Raw genomic sequence first — 1,843 nt, 5'->3', positions numbered from 1 at the left:
ACCGGAACAACGGTCGCGCCTTCCGCAAAAGCATGGGTAGACCATTTCCCAGAATGCTTGCTGTACGCGGTGAAAGCGTTGGAGTCGCCAATTCTGGCGACTATCAGCGTTTCGTTACGAAGGTGCGGTGGCTGTCCCTCATCCGCAATGGTGTTCGAGGCGAGTAGAACTGCAAGTGAGACAGCGATTAGTGTTCGGCGAAACATGTTTAACCTTTGGAAGCAGAGAGACGAGGGAATTTCAGTCGGATAACGTCTAGGATCACCGGGTGGGGACGGAAAAGGTAACCATCAGAAAGCAGCCGCAAGCCCCACTCCGGTGCATCCTTTGGTTATCCGGCGGCATGGGATACGATGAAAACTTGCGACAGGCCCGAGGGGCAAAAGCGAGAACAGACAATGCGAAAACATGGGTGTGAAACGAGCATCACCTGCGCGAGCAGAAAACATCGACGGGACGTCGCCACATGAACAAGTTTAGAATCGCGGTAAAGGTCTTCGGAATCGCGGATCGAATCATAGCGTGCTTTGATCTTGCCTAGTCCGGCGTCCCGCCCCGTCGGTGACCCGCGACGCGAGCAACCGTTGGAATCGACCAGTTCGGTCCAGAGTAACGATCGGGAAGTCAAGTCGCAAGTAAATGGAGCAGAGCCAAGCGTTCGAGTAGTTGAGCGATCAGCCAATCGAGGCGTAGGTTGTGCCCCGCAGGGCGCGAGGCGGGCAGCAAGTGTCCGCGGCTCAGTCGGATAACGGTAGCGATTTGCGGGTGGCAAGAGAAGACTTGCAAGCAGAGGACGGAGCGTTGCCGCCACTCCGTCAACATCGCATGGTTATCCGCGATTATAGGGAGGGAGTGCAGTTTGCATTGGGGAGAAGTCTTAGAATCATCTTAGTCGTTCGAGGTTAGGGAAAATTCAAATCCTTGGAACCGGAGTTCTGGCGGAACGTTCAAGCCTGATTTTGCATCCTGTGTTTGGTTGAAGCGTAAAGCGTAAACCGGGTACTCCCGGTCGGATAACGTCCCGCATCACCGGGTACGGAGAGTAAAGTTTACCATCAGAAAAAAGCGTGCAAGCCGTACTCCGGTGCATGCGATGGTTATCCGTTACTTTGGGTGCGAGGCGGACTGTAATCAAACATAGGCCTCGCCACCCGAAGACTTGACGGGACGACAGTCTTCTCTTGCATGAGCAAACGTATCATGAACACCCGGCATCCCTCTACGCGTCAGTCGCACTGCTATGCAATTCGTTATGCAGATGTCGAAATCGTCGGATCGACGCGAAGAAATAGAACCAAACAAACGAACAAAAAGCACAATGCAGAGCGATTAACATACGATCAAATCGTGTCAAGTTAGTCCAGAAGACCCATATATCGCTGAGTGAAACGTACAATAAGAGAAAAGTGGCTAGTAGAGGGACAGTCAGAAGGCATTGGACACTTCGTCTTTTCGATGCCTTCCGAGAGAGTTCAGCGAAGAATATTGCAATTGAAGCCAGTAGAACTGCAACTGTGGGTAACGCGTAGAAGCCGGAGTACCAGATGTATTGCGATGGGTGGAGGTTCAGCACTGGCGGCAGATACCGCGCGGCATATTGGATGGCGAACACCCCAAGCACGACCGACATTCCGACAAATCGTTTGTCGGGAAGTGTGTGAAGATCACAAGGGATGCAAGTAGGCGAGCTGTATGGATTCGATCTCATCACGAATGATTCAGTCGGATAACGGTATGCATCACCGAGGTGGCGGGATTTGACGTGCAAGCAGAGAGAAAAGTGTGCGGCCGCCACTCCGGTGCATGCAATGGTTATCCGCAACACACCATTGCGATGCGGTCC

Annotated in this window: 2 protein-coding genes; both read right to left on the bottom strand. The window is 52.8% G+C overall.

Going from position 1 to position 1,843, the window contains the following annotated elements; genetic code table 11:
- Window positions 1–206, bottom strand: a 206-nt coding sequence (locus RC85_RS28780; protein WP_238383241.1) for a hypothetical protein, incomplete at its 3' end; no start/stop codon positions are given.
- Window positions 207–1,219: 1,013 nt separating this feature from the next.
- Window positions 1,220–1,843, bottom strand: a 624-nt coding sequence (locus RC85_RS28775) for a hypothetical protein (protein WP_238383240.1), incomplete at its 5' end; no start/stop codon positions are given.

Origin of the sequence: Rubripirellula obstinata (assembly GCF_001642955.1) — a bacterium.
Taxonomy (GTDB): Bacteria; Planctomycetota; Planctomycetia; order Pirellulales; family Pirellulaceae; genus Rubripirellula; species Rubripirellula obstinata.
The sequence above is the reverse complement of the archived record's forward strand: the minus strand, read 5'-3'. Positions and strand labels throughout refer to the sequence as shown.